This is a genomic window from Nostoc sp. DedVER02 (genome assembly GCF_034530675.2).
GTDB lineage: Bacteria > Cyanobacteriota > Cyanobacteriia > Cyanobacteriales > Nostocaceae > Nostoc.
The window spans coordinates 81,373-99,668 of sequence record NZ_JAVRCP020000006.1; the positions used below are offsets into that span (position 1 = coordinate 81,373).

Here is an 18,296-nt window from a genome sequence, read left to right on the forward strand (position 1 = left end):
ACCGATGTTTTAATGAATCTGTCATTTGCCAGAAGATGCAATTACGCCAAAGTATTATATTGATTCAAACAAATGTGCGAGAGTATATTTATTCCCTTAGCTGGATACATAATTATGGTTTTTGCTGGCAAACGACCGAATAATTTAGGTGTTAGCAACGGTAAATTAGCACCTTGCCCTAATTCCCCTAACTGCGTTTCTAGTCAGAGTACAGATGCAACCCACAAAATTGCACCACTGACTTTTACATCTACTCCAGAAGAAGCGGTCGCTAATCTTAAACAAATTATTCAGTCCTTACCAAGAACTAAAATCATTAATGAAAGCCAAGATTATTTATATGCAGAATTCAAAAGTGCTTTACTGGGATTTGTGGATGATGTAGAATTCTATCTCGACCGGAATGCTAATGCGATCCAAGTGCGTTCAGCCTCACGCTTAGGTCAAAGCGATTTAGGTGTCAATCGCCAACGAATAGAGACGATTAGAGCCAAGTTGAAATAATTCGTAATTCGTAATTCGTAATTCGTAATTCGTAATTAGTTGAGTATTTAGCATACGCAATCTGAATAATGATTAACTTGAATACCACCAATTTTATAATTACGCTAGCGTAGCGGTAGTAAGTTTGCGTACTCTTACAGAGAAGCTAGCTAGCAAGAGTATTATATAGAGAGCGCGATTACGAATGATGAATTAATTAAATCTGGCTGGATAATAACTAAGTGGGTCAAATTGAATATAAAATCTCACCCTGCCTCCGGCTTCCCTCTCCTTAACAAAGAGAGGTATTGAGGGTGAGGTTTGCTCTTATATTTAATTACGCCTACCTACTTATCTGCGATCGCAATATTTGTGAAACTTAACTTATTTAAAAACTTTGACCCCCGCCCCAGACTGATAATTGCTGTCGGACTCGCTGGATTAATTTCAATAATTCTTCCGTCTTGGCTGCATTTACCGACTCGCATTCTTTGCGCCTGGAACTCCGGCGCTGACTTTTTCTTAGCCGTAACCTGGTGGAAGATGAGCAAAGCTACCCCAGAAAAAATTCGCCGTTATGCTGAGAATGAATATGAAGGACATTTAGCTATATTTATGCTGGTGATAGCTGCGGCTTGTGCTAGTGTTTTAGCGATCGGGTTTTTGCTAACTGATAAAAAAGGCTCCTCAACAATCCTGCTTACCTTACATGTCATACTTGCAATTATAACCATTGTAGGTTCTTGGTTATTAGTGCATACGATGTTTGCAGTGCAATATGCACACAGCTATTACAAATATATTAATCATAATAATAGTGAAGAAATCACCAAAGGTTTAGATTTTCCTAATAACGACTATCCTGACTATTGGGAGTTTTTATATTATTCATTTGTAGTTGGCATGACTAGTCAAGTTTCAGATGTGCAGACGACATCACCCGCTATGAGACGCTTGACTCTGTTACATAGCATATTATCCTTCTTTTTCAATACCACAATTTTAGCGATGAGTATCAATATCATTGCATCGCTGATTTAAAAATTGCTTGACTCAGCCAAAAGTATGATTATTTACTTCTCTACTTTGAGAAAGAGGAAATTGTATTGCCAATTTTTTAACATGAACTTAATTTGAGATGAGCAGAGTAAATTTATGTCTGATAAAACAATAAACGAATTGTCTGGTGAAATTAGAGAACAGTTGCCTGAACACGCACAGCAGATTTTTGTTGCAGCATTAAACGCTGCTCAAGGTAATGGTTTGAGTGAAGAGGGTGCGAATGAGATTGCTTGGAATAGTGTAAAGAATGAATACGAACCAGGCAACGATGGCAAATGGCAAAGAAAGCCTGAAGACACTGCTATACACGATAAAGCTGTTGTGTCTGGTGGCAATTGAGTCAATTTAAACTCGACATCTGTATCTTTTGTTAGAGATTAAAATCAAAATTTCAGGGGAATTCCATTCTTACAAAGCGGATATGGGATTCCCCTTTTGCTTTTTAACCGGCTTCTACAATAAGTTTATTTTTGCAAGATAATAGATATTTTGAACAAACTATATTTATTTAAATACTGATTATAAAAATATATACAGGATATGCTAACTCAACAAGACGAAATAGCTATTCGTCTAACAATACTACGTAGGTTTTGCTTAAAAGCTTAAATTTCGTAGGTTGGGTTGAACGAAGTGAAACCCAACAAAGCCCCGGCAATGTTGGGTTTCTCAACCCAACCTACAAATGTTCTTAACCTAGTAGTATTGATTCGTCTAAGAGCTTTATCAATGTGCTTGCGGATTGCTTTCTCCAAAATGGGGAGAAAAGCAACTCATAAGTTAGTTACAACGAATGCTGCAATGATTTAAACGTTTCTTATATATGACGCAGCGATTGTTGCAAAGTATGTAACAATTCCAGCAACTGCTTATATGTTTCTTAGAAAGACTTAAGTGTTTCTTATACATAACGCAGTAATTGTTGCAAAGTATGTAACAATTCCAGCAATTGCTTATATGTTTCTTAGAAATACTTAAACGTTTCTTATACATGACGCAACTATTGTTGCAAACGCTTCAATTTTGGCAACTAGTTTTGAAATTTAAGCGAGTTATACCATTTCACTAAGAAATCTGATGCAGATGTAGGTTTGGTTGAGGAACAAAACCCAACCTACATCTTGGAAATTCCTTGTGTGCAGAGTAGGTTAGAAAGCGCGAGAACGAGAAAATCAGACTTTGCCCAGAAAGTTCGTTGCAAAAACAGAAACCAGAACTTCATCCGCGAGACTACACCCATAAAATCAAAATCAATATTCAGTAATATTTCTGACGACAACTGAATAATAATTATCTAATGGCAGCATTGACTTGCCGTGGATTCTCGCTGTCACAAATAATGAGGCTTAAGGATGAACAGGTGTGAAAAGTCTCAGTGGGCTTTTTGGTGCTTGCTACCGAATTTTACCCGCTATGGTTTAATTTTATCGCTGAGTGTAGTAATGCTTGCTGATGCTGTGGGGGCGACACCGAAAAGTCGAGGGTTGCAGATAGCACAGCAGCCAGAAACCACTCAACAAAATACCACTCGCGCTGCTGCGGAACGGCTTTCTCAAGAGGGGATGCAGCTTTTTCAACAAGAGACAGCAGAATCACTGCGACAGGCGATCGCAAAATACCAAGAAGCACTGAAGCTTTGGCAACAAGTTGATGATAAACACTGGGAAGCCGCTACCCTCGTTGGCATTGGCGCTGTCTACGACTTATTAGGAGAAAACCAAGAAGCGCTCAAATACTACAACCAAGCTTTACCCATATTGCGTGCAGTGGGGAACAGGGAAGGGGAAGCCGGCATCCTCGTTTGCATTGGCGGTGTTTATAACAATTTGGGAGAAAACCAAGAAGCGCTCAAATATTACAATCAAGCTTTACCCATACACCGTGCAGTGGGGGACAAAGGAGGGGAAGCTAGCACCCTCAGCAATATTGGCTTAGTCTACGACTCATTAGGAGAAAAGCAAGAAGCGCTCAAATACTACAACCAAGCTTTGCCCATACGCCGTGCAGTGGGGGACAAGGGAGGGGAAGCCACCACCCTTAGCAATATTGGCTTAGTCTACAACTCATCAGGAGAAAAGCAAGAAGCGCTCAAATACCTAAACCAAGCTTTACCCATACTCCGTGCAGTGGGGGACAGGCGACGGGAAGCCACCATCCTCAGCAATATTGGCGGTGTCTACGACGATTTAGGAGAAAAGCAAGAAGCGCTCAAATACTACAACCAAGCTTTACCCATACACCGTGCAGTGGGGGACAGGCGAGGGGAAGCTAGCACCCTCAGCAATATTGGCTTAGTCTACGACTCATTAGGAGAAAATCAAGAAGCGCTCAAATACTACAACCAAGCTTTACCCATACGTCGTGCAGTGGGGGACAGACGAGGGGAAGCCACCACCCTCAGCAATATTGGCGGTTTTTATAACGATTTGGGAGAAAAGCAAGAAGCGCTCAAATACCTAAACCAAGCTTTACCCATACGCCGTGCAGTGGGGGACAAGGGAGGGGAAGCCACCACTCTCAACAGTATTGGCAATGTCTACTACTCATTAGGAGAAAAGCAAGAAGCGCTCAAATATTACAACCTAGCTTTACCCATACGTCGTGCAGTGGGAGATAGGGGAGGGGAAGCCACCACCCTCAACAATATTGGCGCTGTCTACAACTCATTAGAAGAAAAACAAGAAGCGCTCAAATACTACAACCAAGCTTTACCCATAAACCGTGCAGTGGGTGACAAAGAAGGGGAAGCCGCTACCCTCGGAAACATAGCTTCCCTAGAACGCGATCGCGGCAACCTCCAACAAGCCCTAACCCAAGTTGAAGCAGCAATCAAAATTATTGAAGATTTACGCACCAAAGTTGATAGCCAAGAGTTGCGTGCTTCTTATTTTGCATCACAGCAAGGCGTTTACAAATTCTACATCGACTTGCTGATGCAGTTGCACAAAAAAGACCCATCAAAAGGATACGATGCTTTAGCACTGCACATCAGTGAACGTTCTCGCGCCAGGGGTCTTTTAGAACTGTTAACAGAAGCCAATGCCAATATCCGTAAAGGCGTTGACCCCCAACTATTAGCAGAAGAACAAGACTTGCGGCAGAAAATTGATGCCACAGCTAAACTGCGTCAAGAGTTACCAACTCAAAAAGCACCAACAACCGTCATCCAAAAACTCGAACAAGAATCTGCTAATCTCCTAAACCAATACCGAGAACTGCAAACCAAAATCCGTACAACTAGCCCCAAATATGCAGCCCTAAAATATCCCGACCCTCTGAAATTACCTCAAATTCAGCAACAACTAGATCAAGATACCCTGCTGTTGCAATATTCCTTGGGTGAAGAACGCAGCTATCTTTGGGCTGTCACTCCCAATTCTCTCAATACATACGAACTCCCTGGAAAAGAAGCCATAGAAAAATCAGCAGGAAGATTCCAGGAACTATTGAAAAAATGTCAATACGTTAAATGTCAGGATTTACCCGAAGACCAAAAAGCCAAAGATTTACAAGAAATTAGCCAAGCTGCAACCCAACTTAGTAAACTTGTCCTTGCACCCGTTGCCGAAAAGTTGGGGAAAAAACGCTTAGTCATAGTTGCAGATGGCGCATTGCAAGAAATTCCCTTTGCTGCGTTATCAGAACCAAATCAGAAATCTAATTATCAACCTCTGTTAGTCAACCACGAAATTGTCAATTTACCTTCTGTCACTGCCATAGCCATCCACAGACAAGATTTGAAACAACGCCAACCAGCACCCAAAACCTTAGCTGTCCTTGCTGACCCTGTATTTGCAGCTAATGACCAGCGATTTACAGGTAAACCCGAAAGCGAAAGCCCCGGCCCTGAACTCAGCCTCCAACGGTCTAGCCTGCAACGATCCGCCAAAAATCTCAAGCGTGGAGAATGGGGACGGCTACCAGGCACACTTACAGAAGCCAATCAAATCTTAAAACTTGTATCACCTGACCAAAGCCTAAAAGCTTTTGATTTTGATGCTAATTACAATTGGGCAACTAGTGAAAAACTCAAACAGTATCGATTTATCCTCTTTGCTACCCACGGCTTTGCTGACCCCCTCAACCCAGAATTATCAGGAATTATTCTTTCTCAGATAGACAAACAAGGCAAACCGCAAACTCCAGGTATCCTACGCCTTGGCGACATTTTTAACTTGGACTGGAATGCAGATGTAGTTGTATTGAGTGCCTGCGAAACAGGTTTAGGTAAAGATGTCCAAGGTGAAGGCTTGATGGGCTTGACAAGAGGATTGATGTATGCCGGGGCGAGAACTGCTGTAGTTTCTTTGTGGCAAGTTAACGACACCGCTACATCAAAGTTGATGCCCCAATTTTATACGACGATGTTGCAGCAAAAGGTATCTCCTACAATTGCCCTACGAGAGTCACAGCTGAAACTGTGGCAACAAAAAGCATGGCAAAATCCCTATTATTGGGCGGCTTTCACTTTGCAAGGCGAGTGGAGAAATTAATTCGTAATTCGTAATTCGTAATTTAATTTATGGCCACAGCAGAAAATTATAAAAGCCAACCGTTCAGATAAACCCGAAAGCCTTCATGTAGAGACGCGATTCATCGCGTCTGAACGACCAAATTTTTATTCAGGAGTTTTATCGATGTCTAAGAAGCCTATCTACAAACAATTTTTCGCTCTCTTTTTTGCTGGAATTCTTAGTGCTATAACTTTGGGTGGTTGGGTATCGGTGCAAGCTCAAACACAGGTAAAACCACAGCAAAGTATCACGCCTAAATTTATCAGTTCTCAACAAGCGGGTCAACTTAAGTTACAAAGTGATGGCAAACCTTTTATCCCTCCTGGTTTGGGACGGGCTGCTAAACCTAATGAAGGCGGCTCTAGAGGAATTCCTACAGGTATAGATAACCGTATCCCCATGACTAGTAGAAAATATCCTTGGTCGGCAATTGGTCGAGTTCAAGGAACTACAGCCGATGGCGATGGTTATCATTGCACGGGAACCTTAATTGAGACTAATTTAGTTTTAACTAATGCTCACTGTGTTATTGACCCCAATACTGGCAAATTAAGCACCAGAATTTTATTTTTCCCAAATGTCATTGATAAAAATTACGAAGATGTAGCGCAAGTTGAGCAAGTTTATTACGGTACAGATTTCAAAAAAAGTAGTGAGTTGAATCCTAATGACTGGGCAATTTTAAAACTTAACCAACCTCTGGGTCGCAAATATGGTTATTTGGGATGGAAGTCTCTATCTTCGGCTACTTTGATTCGCAATCAAAAAGCTTTCTTTTTCGTGGGCTATTCTGGTGATTTCCCTAATGATAGCTATCAGAAATATTTCAGTGCTGGGCCAGGATGGACAGCTAGTTTTGAGGAAAAATGTAGTATTGTCGCAGAAGAAGAAGGTTTTTTATTACATGATTGCGCCACTGCTGGGGGTTCTTCTGGTGGCCCCATTATCGGTGTAATTAATGGCGACCCTTATATTGTGGCTCTGAATAATGGTGAAGCCAAAAATCTCCGCACTGGACAAGATATCACCAATTTTGCAGTGAAAGTTTCTACTATCGAGCAGGGTTTACGGAGTAATTAATAAAAGTCAAAAGCAAAAAAAAGAATCTCTTGTGGGGTGGGTATCTTGCCATTGGTGTCAACTTAAGCTTAAAGCTTTGTCCCACAGCCGTTTTACCCCCCTTAATCCCCCCTTGTAAAGGCTACGGTGTACACACAAATCTTTTGTGAGTGCATTTACGGTTAAGTCTCATAGTCCCTGAGATACCTCACCCTGGTTTTGCGATGCAAAACCTGTCCCTCTCCTTAGTAAGGAGAGGGATTAAAGATAGGACAGGGTGAGGTTTTGAGGACTTGTGTGTACACGGTAGCCTTTATAAGGGGAGGGTTAGGGTGGAGTAACACGGATCGTATGATGGTAAGTGAACTCAATATCCAGTTTTATACAAGGGTTTTACGTTAAGTTGACACTAATGGCAACATGAGCATCCTAGTTGTGCAAGTTAAATCTCTGAGCCAGCTTAAAAATTGCGATCGCACTTATTTAGCCATTACCGCTAAATTCGCCACACATTCAGGAAATTGCCGCTTTAATGCTGGGAAAACTGGACAAGGTGCTTGTTCTTGCAAATTCTCCGGTTTACTCCAAGTAAAGGGGGCTTTCTGCGCTGCTGACATCCACACCAGACGCTTGGCTCGTGTCATGGCAACGTAGAGTAAACGATACTCCTCAGATATTTTCAAATGCTTTGCTTGTTCCCATGCTTGTGTAACATCTGGTATGGTAGATTCTCCGTGGAGAGCAGCACGAATTTGGGCGCGGGCTACTTCTGATAAGGTAAAATCCCCTAAGAATTGGCTTTGGGGAGGAACCCAAAATCTACCAGGAATTAAGTTTTCGTGGAGAAAGGGAAGAAACACATAGTCCCAATCTAGCCCTTTGGCTTTGTGCATAGTAATAATGGTCAGTTGACCGCGACGAGTGTAACGTTCTTCCGAATCTTCGGTTTCTACTGGTTCAAACCGTTCGGAACTGACGATTTCACTTAAAGCTGACAGCATTCCACTCATCGAACTATTGCCGGCTATCTGCTGGTTTACCCGTTCTGCAAGTTTGTCAGCAGTTGCCAATTCTGCCTGATCGTAATTTAAGGTCAAGGCGAGAAAGGAAATTAGCTGGTACAGTGGCAATTCCAAGCGGGCGCGAAGTAAATTGCGACACAAACGTGCAGCTTTTTGGACTGTTTCTGCCTGGGGTTCTGCTAAAGGGCCAGGATACAAAAATTCTTCTGGGAGACTCGCAAGGGCGTTGAGGTCTTGAGTAGGAATTAACTGGCGCTGTACTAATGCTTCTAGGGCGGCTTTGAGGTAATCGGGGGAGTGGGGGCGATCGCAAAATTGCAGTAATGCTAAAATCTCTTGGGGAACATGGGAACGGCGATCGCGTTCTCCCACATCGTAAAGTGTAATATTATGCTCTTTGCACACAGGTGCTAAAGCCTCTCCTAACCATCTTCCTTGACGATTTTCTCGCACTAAAATCGCTGCACTATGTTGTGTTGGATCTTCGCCAAATAACTCGACTATTCTTTGAGATAACAATTCAACGGTGTGATGAATGTCACGCGGGGTATAAAGTTCTAATCCCTGTCCGATTGGTGCTGGGTTGGCATTCTTTTGCGGATCTCCAGTTTCAACAGGGCGAATTGTCTGGAAGCGAAACGGTACTTGTCGGTTGTCAGGAGTCTGTTGTCCGTTATTCGTTTTTGCTAAGGACTGATTATTAATCCATTTGAGGGCAAAGTTCGCCGCTTCAATGATAATTCTAGTACTGCGACCAGCTTGATCCATCGTTGCCAATCGTTCGATGCGATCGCACTCTTCGCAAAATTGCCGAAAATAAATCGGATCGGCTGGAGTAAAGGTAGAGTTAATCGCTTGGTTAGGATCGCCGACTCGTACCAAGTTGAGTGTTGACTGATGACTGATGACTGATGATTGAGGAGTTATTATTCTCTCCCTGCCCCCTGCCCCCTGCCCCCTCTTCCCCCTATCCCCAGAGGAGGCCCCGAGTCCCCCTGCCCCCTGCTCCCTGCCCCCTGCCCCATATTCCCCATCACTTGCCAATATTTCTAATAACTGCGTTTGAAGGGGGCTAGAATCTTGGGCTTCGTCTTCAAAGACGGCGAAAACTTGATTTTGCTCGATGCGGCGGGCGCTGTCGTTTTCTAAAACGCGCAGTGCGGCTAAAATCATATCGTCGTAATCGATGAAATCACGCGATCGCATTAAGTTTTGATATTGCTCATACAATCCCGCCGCTACGCTCAAAATTGCATATTCGTCTGTGGTTTGTTTACTCCACTCCCGCAATTTTTCTGGTGATATCCCAGAACTTTTTGCTTCATGAATTACTGTATTAGCCAATTCTGGCAATACTTCTGTTCGCAGCACCGATTGACGACGCAATCTTTCTGTCTCTTCTCCGTCAAATTGATGACCTTCTAATAACCGCAAATATATTCCTGGATTATTTGCAATCCATTGCTCTACGGCTGTTCGGATAAAACGGTGACTTTGGGTTGGTGTAATTAATGTGACATTTTCTAGTTGCAAACCCGATAAATCAGAATGGCGACTGGCAATATTCAACGCTAGACCATGTAGGGTATAAACAAAGAATCCAGTCTGAGGGAGAGATAAATCATCTCGCAAGAATTTGCGAATCTTTGCTTTAATATTGGCAGCAGCAGAACGAGTAAAAGTAACAACCACCAGATGACGACGCGAAGATGGGCGTGACTGGGCATAACGTTCATATTGACGAGCGATCGCGATCGCTGCTGCCGCTGCCATCCCAGTAGATTTGCCTGCACCAGGTACGGCAGAAATAGCCAAAGGCCCAGATCCCCAGTCAGCCATTTGTTGTTGTCCAGGGCGTAGACTGTTGCGGATTGCGAGAATCTTCTCGCGCAGATTAGGAACTGGCGATCGTTCAGACAATTCTGAGTGCAGGGATTCTTGAGCCACAGGAGTAGTAAATTTAGAGTCTGACATATCAAATTTTTATAGTTTCTTAGACTTTAGCCACTCACGGACAACTTCTTCAACTGGGCGAGATTGATTATCAACTTGATAATTCATTTTTTGCATTTCTTCATTAGAAATTAACCCAGCTAATTGATTAATAACTTTTCGTAACTCTGGATATTTTGCCAAAATTGCTTTATTGAAGATAGGGACAGCTTCATAAGGTGGAAAGTATTTCTTGTCATCTTCTAAAATGACTAAATTCAAAATAGGAATCAAGCCATCTGTAGAATTAGCCGCTATTAAATCTACTTTCTTTTCTTTTAAAGCTTGATACATCAATCCTAATTCCATTTGTCGGGGAGGTTTGGTAAATTTTAAACCATAGGTTTTAGCTAATCCTGGATAACCATCTTGTCTTTCCAGAAACTCATAACCAAATCCTGCTTGCATTTGAGGTGTATATTTAGCAGCTTGCGAAAGGGTTTTAATCTGCCACCGTTTAGCATCTTCACCCCTGATAATCATTGCAAAGGTGTTGTTAAATCCTAAACTCGGCATGACTTCTAATTGGAATTTTTGACTGTAATCTTGTTTAACTTTTTCGTAGACAAGTTGAGGATTACTAATAGGGTTCTGTTTCAAAACCGATGTAAAACTTGTTCCAGTGTATTCTACATAGCCAGCAATTTGCCCTATTTTTACAGCTTCATGGCATATAAAAGTGCCGCCTAAATTTAAACGTCTATCAACCCTTAATTTAGTATGAGATTCAATTTGTTGAGCCAGTAATTCTCCTAAAATAACTTGTTCAGTGAAATTTTTAGAGCCGATAACAATTGTTGGTGGTGTTAGCCAAAAACTAAAGCCAATTAATCCCCCAATGAGTAATGTTAAAATAGCTAAATAAACAGCAGTTTTACGATTAATTTTTAGACTTTTCTCGCTTCGCTGTGTCAGATTTTTTTCTAACCATCCCAAGGATAAATCTGCACCCAATGCAATCAATGCAGCTGGTATTGCTCCAGCTAAAATTAGCTGATTATTCAGGGTAGAAATCCCCCGAAAAATAAACACTCCCAAACCCCCGCCGCCAATAGCTGAGGCAATGGTAGCAATTCCCACAGAAATAACTGTTGCTACCCTAACTCCTGCCAAAATTACGCCTAAAGCTAAGGGAATTTCTACTTGCAATAGCAGTTGGTTATCTGTCATCCCCATCCCTCGCCCAGCCTCTCGAATCGCTGGATCGATACTATTAATACCAATGTAAGTGTTACGAATTACTGGAAGCAAAGCATAGAGAATTAAGGCAATAATAGCAGGAATTTTACCAATTCCTCCGATAAATGGTACAGAAATCAAAAAGCCAAATATAGCTAAACTGGGAGTAGTTTGAATGGTGTTAGTTAGACCGATAATAGGTTGTGCGAGTTTCGGCTGGCGCGTGATGAAAATGCCTAAAGGAATGCCGATGGCGATGGCGACCATCATTGCAATTACAACTAATATTAAATGTTCCCCAGTGCGGAGAAGAATTTCTAGGAAATATTGGCTGAAAAACAAAATTATCTCCTAATACAGTTCAGTTATTGTAACCACATATATTTATTGCCGAAAAAATGACCTCTGTCTGCTATCCTCCCTCTCGTCCCTTCATTGATAATACAGTTTTTTACAAATAATCAGATTTGCAGGTAAGTAGATAAACAAAAATATTTACAGTCATTGCGAGCGATCGCGTCTCCTTTACGGGAAAGCTTTACCTACATTCAGCTTAAGTAAGTTGGCATGATAAGACTCATGTATATTTAGTTTTGTAAAAACTATAAAATGACCAATTTATTAGCTATTTGCTGATTTTACCTCTCGTCACATAGCTTGGTTTTTTAACGCCGACTTCCCTATTTATCCATTACAGAGAAGAGCGCAAAAATTTTGGTCTACTGACATTTGCAATTATTTTTTCGCTACTTAATTACTTACAGAATTTTTGGATACGAAATTTTTAATCAATAAAAATTCTAAAGATAACACAGTGAATGATAGAATTTGGATTGGATTAAACCGAATTACCTATTAATTGCAATTTTGAAAAAGACATGAAATTACGAAAATCAGATTAATACAATTTCCCCAAGTAAAAATTCTAAATTCAGAAGGTACTGATTGGACGCAAGAAAATCAACATTCTCTATGCGATCGCACTTTTTATGGATGTAAAAAACATTATTCAAGCAATTAGATTTGATGCAAATTAAAAATACGTTGCGTTTCAAAGGAATAATGCTGCTTATCCTTGTTAATGTGATTAGCGCAACAACTTTTCCATTGACTAAAGACATCGTTAGTAGCCTTCCACCAAGCGCTTTGATTGCTACACGTTTTGTCATAGCAGCAGTAGTATTTACTGTCAATTTACGTAATATTAACGCACTTTTATTTCGTGATGGTATAGTACTAGCGCTTTTCCTTTTCGTTTTCTTAGCTATAGAAACAATAGCACTTAAGACAATTCCAGCAAACCGGGCTGCATTCATTGGCAGTTTGAACGCACTCATTGTACCGCTACTAGGATGGCTGAGTGGTCAGCGCGTACCGTTGAGAACTTTCTTAGCTGCTGGATTAGCTGTGATTGGTATTGGCGTGATGTTTTGGGAAGGGGGAGAACTAGGAATCGGCGATGTATTGATGTTCGTTGATGCTTTTGTCTACGCAGGTTACATAATTTTCCTAGACCGAGTTGCGTCCCGTCACCCCACCTTAACACTTACCAGTGTTCAACTTTTGTTCATTGCAGTGCTAGGGATGCTTTGGAATAACACGCAAATTCTGAACCAATTTGAGGTAATTCATCAGCACTGGGGAGTGATTCTCTACTTAGGGTTATTGGCAACAGCTGCTGTCATTTGGCTTCAAACATTAGCACAGCGATGGGTTTCAGCGGAAGAAACGGCTTTACTTTATACACTTGAGCCATTGTTCGCCACAATTTTCTCATTTTGGCTACTGGGAGAGCATCTAGGAATACGCGGTTTAATTGGCGCGATTCTGGTGTTAATTGCTCTGCTTCTAAGTCAAAGCCCTGAAAAGATTGAGCCGGAAGCAAAAGTTGAGGTACAGAGTAGTTAACTAGCTTTTACCTCAAAAGTGAAATTTAACTAAACCAAGTTTGGAACTTGGAAGCCAGAAATTTAAACATAGTGGGTTTTTATCTATGAATAGAATAGAGTCAATTTCAGCTGTAAAGCTCAATTTTCATGTCACGATTCAGGAAACAGCAAAAGGACGAGGAGTATTTGCTACGAAAAAATTTGTCAAAGGGGAAACAGTTGTAGTGGGTATCCCAATTGAAGAAATTCCTCAACGAACAATTTATTCCTTTCAGATGGATTTTAATTTGTATGTCAACCTAGATGAGCCTGCTGTCGTCATTAATCATTCTTGCGATCCAAATACTGGTGTTAGGAACAATCAGTTTGGGGGATATGATTTCGTTGCTTTGGGCGATATCGAAGCAGGTGAGGAAATTACCTGGGACTACGAAACCACTGAATATGAATCAATTGCTGTCTCTCGGTGCTTGTGCAAATCTCTATTCTGTCGAGGGAAAACATTAGGATTCAAATTTCGGGAACAAATATTGCGCGATCGCTATGGAGAGTATATTGCAGATTATCTCAAAACTCAAATAAAATAATGCTTGGTAATGCATAGATACATACATTACCAAACATCATTTATTTTGAAAACTATAGTTTTTAAAAGTAGCGGGAGCAGCTTGCTCCCCTTTTGTAGTAGCGGGCAAGATTGCCCACACTCCTCCAAGATTAAAAATGTACTCGTTGTTCTGCTTAAGCTTTTTTCAACCAGCTAAACATAGCCCGTAAATCTTTACCAACTTCTTCAATTTTGTGTTCAGCTTCTTTACGACGCATGGCAGTAAACCCTGGTTTACCAGATTGGTTTTCGAGAACGAATTCTCGTGCAAATTGTCCAGATTGAATTTCGCTGAGAATTTTCTGCATTTCAGCTTTGGTTTGTTGGGTAACAATCCGTGGCCCACGAGTATAATCGCCATATTCTGCTGTGTTAGAAATGCTATCGCGCATTTTAGCTAAACCGCCTTCTACAACCAAGTCAACAATTAGCTTGACTTCATGCAGACATTCAAAATAAGCCAATTCTGGTTGATAACCAGCTTCTACCAAAGTTTCAAATCCGGCTTTGATTAAAGCACTCAAACCACCGCACAATACAGCTTGTTCACCAAATAAATCTGTTTCGGTTTCTTCACGGAAAGTTGTTTCGAGAACACCTGCACGAGTACCACCGATACCTTTAGCGTAAGACATGGCGCGATCGCGTGCCTGACCACTGGCATCTTGATAAACTGCAAACAGCGCTGGTACGCCTTCTCCACCTTCATAAGTCCGCCGTACCAAATGCCCCGGGCCTTTCGGTGCTACCATCACCACATCTACATTATCCGGTGGTACAACTTGCCCAAAGTGGATATTGAAGCCGTGGGCAAAAGCTAATACATTCCCTTCTTCGAGATTTGGTTCAATCTCATTTTTGTAAATCGTTTTTTGGACTTCATCAGGTAACAAAATCATGATGAAATCAGCAGCATTAGCAGCATCTGCAACATTTTTCACAGTTAAACCAGCCGCTTCAGCTTTTGCTACTGACTTACTACCCGGATATAGTCCCACAATCACATTCAAACCACTATCTTTGAGATTGAGAGCGTGGGCATGACCTTGAGAACCATAGCCGATGATCGCAATAGTTTTTCCAGCCAAAAGGTCTAAATTGGCATCTTCGTCATAGTACATCCGGGCCATAGAAGCATCTCCTGTCAGCAAGCATAATCATTAATTGGCAGGTTTAAGATTGTACCTCAAATTGAGTCACCACAGATTAATTATGAGCCATTGAATTTATTCCCTTTGAATGAAGAGGCAGGGGGAGCAGAGGGCAGAGGGCAGGGGGCAGGGAGATTAGTTTTCCCAATGTCCAATGCCCAATTCCCAATTCCCAATCCCGTTACATAAATCGCAACAATACAGGCTTTGAGCTTTCTATCAGTAATACTGAGGTTAGCTTCATCCATCTGAGGATAGATTATGTCTGCTTCGACTCAATTGCCCCGCACATCTGCTTTATTTGTGAGTGCATTGTTAGGAGGATTGATTTTCACTAGTTGCGCTTCTTCCCCTCAGTCAGCAAATAAGGCTTTACCTCCAAGTGCAGGCGGTGGCGCGGTAAATCAATTAGCTGCTCGTGAAAGCAGTGTTTCCCAACAGGCGGAAGCTGCACCAGTAACTCGTTCTCGTCCTCAACTCATTAAAAAAGCCGCAATTTCTTTGACTGTCAACTCTGTAGATAAGACTATTGATGCTGTTTCGCAAATTATCAATCAACAGCAAGGGGATTTAATCGGGTTGAAACAACAACAACCCAGAAGCGACAACCCACGTTACGCAGCAACAATTCAATTGCGGATACCAGAGAATCGGCTAGAGCCTACCTTGGAAGAGCTAGCTAAATTGGGCACTGTTGAAAGTCGTAATATCACTGCCGAAGATGTGGGCGATCGCTTGGTTGATTTCCAAGCTAGATTAACCAATTTAAAGAAGACTGAAGCCAATTTGCAAAAAATTATGGATCGGGCTGGTTCTGTCAGAGATGTGCTTAGTGTTGCTCAAGAATTAAGTAATGTCAGACAAACGATAGAACAAATTGATGCCCAACTCAAAAGCCTACAAAATCAAGTTGCATATTCCACAATTACGCTGAACCTGGAAGCAGCAGTTTCTAGCACCAGTCCACAACCTGCCTTTGGTTTGCAAGTTCAGGAAACTTGGAACAATTCTACCCACTCTTTGAGCGCATTTTCTGTTGGCTTACTCAAGCTTGGTATTTGGTTAATTGTTTACAGCCCATATTTGTTAATTTTTGCTGCTCTTATTTATGGCTTTAACCGTTGGCGGCGAACTCATTCACCACGTTTGACACAAACGCCAGAATCAACTAGTTCTGAGTGAGCTTGCATAAATCCTACATCTAGCGTTGATAGATTTACATAAGCAAAAACTAATTCAAATATTGTCAAATCTTATTGTCTAAGCCTCTATGTTTAAAGGTTCTATTTATCCTGTCGTTTTGATTACTTTAATCTTCATTCAAATGTAAAAAACAATACAAAATATATGATGACAATTTTGATACAAATTTGTTAAGAATAGTTACAATAGTCGGAATACTGGATAATATTTCTTATGGTAAATTCACTTGACAATAATCCACCCCATAAAGTAGTTATTATTGGCGGTGGTTTTGGTGGACTGTATGCGGCAAAAACACTCGCTAAGGCAGCAGTAAACGTTACTCTAATCGATAAACGTAACTTTCATCTATTTCAACCCCTCCTATATCAAGTCGCTACGGGTGCTTTGTCTCCTGCTGATATTTCTTCACCTTTGCGTTCTGTTCTCAGCAAAAGCAAGAATACGAAAGTGCTGCTGGGAGAGGTGAATAATATTGATTCAGAAGCAAGACAAGTGACTGTGGGCGACGAAGCAATACCTTACGACACGTTAATTGTCGCTACAGGTGCGAAGCATTCCTACTTTGGCAAAGATAACTGGGAAGAATTCGCCCCAGGTTTAAAAACGGTAGAAGATGCTATAGAAATGCGTAGCCGGATTTTTACAGCGTTTGAAGCCGCAGAAAAAGAAATAGATCCAGAAAAACGCCGTGCTTGGTTAACCTTTGTAATTGTTGGTGGTGGCCCAACTGGTGTAGAGTTAGCAGGTGCGATCGCAGAATTGGCAAATCAAACCCTCAAAGAAGATTTCCGCAACATTGACACCTCAGAAGCCAAGATTTTGCTGTTAGAAGGGTTGGATCGGATTTTGCCACCTTTTGCACCAGAGTTATCACAAGAAGCGGAAGCATCTCTGACACAGTTGGGAGTAGTTGTTCAGACAAAAACGCTGGTAACAAATATTGAAAATGATGTTGTTACCATCAAACAAGGCGATGAAGTCAAAGAAATTGCCTCAAAAACGGTATTATGGGCAGCAGGTGTAAAAGCTTCGGCTATGGGAAAAGTTCTAGCAGAACGCACAGGTGCTGAGTGCGATCGCGCTGGACGGATTATTGTTGAACCTGACTTAAGTATTAAGGGACATCCCAATATTTTTGTAATTGGCGACTTAGCAAATTTTTCTCACCAAAATGGTAAACCGCTACCTGGTGTTGCACCTGTAGCCAAGCAAGAAGGTGAATATGTCGCAGAATTAGTCCAGAAAAGGCTTGCAGGTAAAAGTTTGCCACCTTTTGCTTATGTCGATCGCGGTAGTTTAGCCATGATTGGACACAATTCTGCTGTGGTAGATTTGGGTTTTATCAAGCTGACAGGTTTCTTTGCATGGCTGTTTTGGCTAGTGATTCACATCTACTTCTTAATTGAATTTGACAATAAATTAGTAGTAATGATTCAATGGGCATGGAATTACTTTACCCGTAATCGTGGAGCAAGATTAATTACAGGGAAAGAATCACTTACGCAGTTCGGAATTAGCGATCGCAACACTTATTCAAACGATAATAAACAGCCGGTAAATGTCTAATTGATTATAGGGAATTGGGTATGGGGAATTGGGCAAAACAGTTCTGAGTTGTAAGTTCTGTTAAATAAGTGAGATTCCCCACTCCCAACTCTCCATCGACTCAACCACCGTTACCAATAACGGGAATTTGGTTAAAGACTTATCATTAAGACCGCAGTGGAGTAAGTGAAAAAAGATTTTCATAACAGAAAACTCTTGGTATGAGGTTTCCGGGCAATCACATACCCTCGAATTACTCCTAGTAAATACAGCAGCACTCAAAGCTAACTAATCCGCCCATGTTGTAACCGAACAAGGCAAATTGTTTGTCTAAGTATGGTAACAAAACTGGAGCGATCGCTTCAACAAGAGGTTCTAATCGCGTCAAGGGTGCTGACTTCATCTGTCTTCCCCGTCCCTGATATTCCACAGTGCAGATTTCGACATTACTAGGTAGATTATTAGGCCAAGTGCGAAAAATTGCCGTGCTACCACCAGCATAGGGGAAGCAAAATAAACGCAAGTTTGCTTGAGGATTTGGTTGAGGACAGATAATCCAGGAATTGAAACTTGGTCTAGTTGTCATA

12 protein-coding genes and 1 pseudogene are annotated in these 18,296 nt (G+C 41.4%); 9 read left to right on the plus strand and 4 right to left on the minus strand.

What is annotated here, in order from left to right; genetic code table 11:
• Positions 1-114 precede the first annotated feature (114 nt).
• The 5 genes from RMZ41_RS09520 (at position 115) to RMZ41_RS09540 (ending at position 7,139) form a co-directional block, all read left to right on the plus strand.
• Complete coding sequence (locus RMZ41_RS09520) at positions 115-504, plus strand: DUF1499 domain-containing protein (protein WP_322640195.1); 390 nt, start codon at positions 115-117, stop codon at positions 502-504.
• Between the two features lie 300 nt (positions 505-804).
• The gene (locus RMZ41_RS09525) at positions 805-1,524 is read left to right on the plus strand and encodes a DUF1345 domain-containing protein (protein ID WP_322640070.1); all 720 of its coding nucleotides are present in this window, start codon (positions 805-807) and stop codon (positions 1,522-1,524) included.
• A gap of 114 nt (positions 1,525-1,638) precedes the next feature.
• The gene (locus RMZ41_RS09530) at positions 1,639-1,884 is read left to right on the plus strand and encodes a ChaB family protein (protein ID WP_322640071.1); all 246 of its coding nucleotides are present in this window, start codon (positions 1,639-1,641) and stop codon (positions 1,882-1,884) included.
• Positions 1,885-2,897: 1,013 nt separating this feature from the next.
• Positions 2,898-6,038 (plus strand): CHAT domain-containing tetratricopeptide repeat protein, encoded by a 3,141-nt coding sequence (locus RMZ41_RS09535; protein ID WP_322734359.1) that lies wholly within the window; start codon positions 2,898-2,900, stop codon positions 6,036-6,038.
• Positions 6,039-6,182: 144 nt separating this feature from the next.
• Positions 6,183-7,139 carry a trypsin-like serine peptidase gene (locus RMZ41_RS09540; RefSeq protein WP_322640073.1) on the plus strand — a complete coding sequence of 319 codons (957 nt, stop codon included), beginning with the start codon at positions 6,183-6,185 and terminating at the stop codon, positions 7,137-7,139.
• A gap of 458 nt (positions 7,140-7,597) precedes the next feature.
• Here RMZ41_RS09540 and RMZ41_RS09545 read toward each other — a convergent pair whose 3' ends face one another.
• Together RMZ41_RS09545 and RMZ41_RS09550 are read right to left on the minus strand one after the other, a co-directional pair.
• A complete protein-coding gene (locus RMZ41_RS09545; protein ID WP_322640074.1) occupies positions 7,598-10,114 on the minus strand; it encodes an ATP-dependent helicase in 2,517 nt (838 codons plus the stop codon).
• A 9-nt stretch (positions 10,115-10,123) separates the two neighbouring features.
• Positions 10,124-11,653, minus strand: coding sequence for a glycine betaine ABC transporter substrate-binding protein (locus RMZ41_RS09550; RefSeq protein ID WP_322640075.1), 1,530 nt, complete (start codon positions 11,651-11,653; stop codon positions 10,124-10,126).
• 720 nt (positions 11,654-12,373) lie between these two features.
• Here RMZ41_RS09550 and RMZ41_RS09555 point away from each other — a divergent pair.
• Together RMZ41_RS09555 and RMZ41_RS09560 are read left to right on the plus strand one after the other, a co-directional pair.
• The gene (locus tag RMZ41_RS09555) at positions 12,374-13,219 is read left to right on the plus strand and encodes a DMT family transporter (RefSeq protein ID WP_322640076.1); all 846 of its coding nucleotides are present in this window, start codon (positions 12,374-12,376) and stop codon (positions 13,217-13,219) included.
• A gap of 85 nt (positions 13,220-13,304) precedes the next feature.
• Entirely contained in the window at positions 13,305-13,787 is a 483-nt protein-coding gene (locus tag RMZ41_RS09560; RefSeq protein WP_322640077.1) for an SET domain-containing methyltransferase, read from the plus strand.
• Between the two features lie 154 nt (positions 13,788-13,941).
• Here RMZ41_RS09560 and ilvC read toward each other — a convergent pair whose 3' ends face one another.
• Positions 13,942-14,937 (minus strand): ketol-acid reductoisomerase, encoded by a 996-nt coding sequence (gene ilvC / locus RMZ41_RS09565; protein ID WP_322640078.1) that lies wholly within the window; start codon positions 14,935-14,937, stop codon positions 13,942-13,944.
• A gap of 282 nt (positions 14,938-15,219) precedes the next feature.
• Here ilvC and RMZ41_RS09570 point away from each other — a divergent pair, with 282 nt between their 5' ends.
• Together RMZ41_RS09570 and RMZ41_RS09575 are read left to right on the plus strand one after the other, a co-directional pair.
• A complete protein-coding gene (locus tag RMZ41_RS09570; RefSeq protein WP_322640079.1) occupies positions 15,220-16,140 on the plus strand; it encodes a DUF4349 domain-containing protein in 921 nt (306 codons plus the stop codon).
• Between the two features lie 234 nt (positions 16,141-16,374).
• Positions 16,375-17,730: an NAD(P)/FAD-dependent oxidoreductase gene (locus tag RMZ41_RS09575; RefSeq protein WP_322640080.1), complete on the plus strand. Its 1,356-nt coding sequence runs from the start codon at positions 16,375-16,377 to the stop codon at positions 17,728-17,730.
• Positions 17,731-17,986: 256 nt separating this feature from the next.
• Here the strand turns inward: RMZ41_RS09575 and RMZ41_RS09580 are convergent.
• A pseudogene (locus tag RMZ41_RS09580) lies at positions 17,987-18,295 on the minus strand (thioesterase II family protein); the annotation flags it as partial.
• Between the last annotated feature and the right edge of the window lies 1 nt (position 18,296).

Coding starts and splice junctions, on each gene's coding strand:
- RMZ41_RS09540 (WP_322640073.1), top strand. CDS start 6,183: ATGTCTAAGAAGCCTATCTACAAACAATTTTTCGCTCTCTTTTTTGCT.
- ilvC (WP_322640078.1), bottom strand. CDS start 14,937: ATGGCCCGGATGTACTATGACGAAGATGCCAATTTAGACCTTTTGGCT.
- RMZ41_RS09535 (WP_322734359.1), top strand. CDS start 2,898: ATGAACAGGTGTGAAAAGTCTCAGTGGGCTTTTTGGTGCTTGCTACCG.
- RMZ41_RS09570 (WP_322640079.1), top strand. CDS start 15,220: ATGTCTGCTTCGACTCAATTGCCCCGCACATCTGCTTTATTTGTGAGT.
- RMZ41_RS09530 (WP_322640071.1), top strand. CDS start 1,639: ATGTCTGATAAAACAATAAACGAATTGTCTGGTGAAATTAGAGAACAG.
- RMZ41_RS09575 (WP_322640080.1), top strand. CDS start 16,375: ATGGTAAATTCACTTGACAATAATCCACCCCATAAAGTAGTTATTATT.
- RMZ41_RS09545 (WP_322640074.1), bottom strand. CDS start 10,114: ATGTCAGACTCTAAATTTACTACTCCTGTGGCTCAAGAATCCCTGCAC.
- RMZ41_RS09555 (WP_322640076.1), top strand. CDS start 12,374: ATGCTGCTTATCCTTGTTAATGTGATTAGCGCAACAACTTTTCCATTG.
- RMZ41_RS09520 (WP_322640195.1), top strand. CDS start 115: ATGGTTTTTGCTGGCAAACGACCGAATAATTTAGGTGTTAGCAACGGT.
- RMZ41_RS09560 (WP_322640077.1), top strand. CDS start 13,305: ATGAATAGAATAGAGTCAATTTCAGCTGTAAAGCTCAATTTTCATGTC.